This window comes from Bradyrhizobium sp. NBAIM08 (assembly GCF_020193935.1).
Taxonomy (GTDB): Bacteria; Pseudomonadota; Alphaproteobacteria; order Rhizobiales; family Xanthobacteraceae; genus Bradyrhizobium; species Bradyrhizobium yuanmingense.
The window spans coordinates 1-384 of sequence record NZ_JADYVR010001318.1 but is presented as its reverse complement, the minus strand read 5'-3'; the positions used below and the strand labels follow the sequence as shown (position 1 = coordinate 384).

Annotated in this window: 1 protein-coding gene; it reads right to left on the bottom strand. The window is 69.0% G+C overall.

The features are described from left to right. On the bottom strand, positions 1–361 hold a 361-nt coding region (locus I6F37_RS44705), incomplete at its 3' end, for a M28 family peptidase (protein WP_225155087.1). Positions 362–384 lie beyond the last annotated feature (23 nt).

Sequence of the window (384 nt, the reverse complement as noted above, 5' to 3'; positions counted from 1 at the left end):
TGTGATGACCCGCGCTGGCCACGAACGCAATCGTGCGCTGCGGCTTGTTGGCGGGCTTGGCGAAGTGCCGCGCCAGCGCGACCAGCACCGCGAGGCCGTCGCCGTTGTCGCCGGCGCCGTCGAACCACCCGTCGACGTGCGCATTGAGCACGATCACCTCGTCCGAAGCGCCGCGAATCACGCCCACGCCATTGGTCGCCTTCAGGCCGCGGAACGTCTGCGTCTGCAGGTCGAGCCGCGCGCGCACCTTGACCTGGACGCCGGCCTGGGCCGCGCGATCGAGGATCGACTCGAGGAACAGCCCGTCGCGGCCGCCGATGTTGAAGCACGGGTTGCCGCAGTTGCTGAAATCGCGCGACAACTCGTTGCCGGGCAGTCGAACGA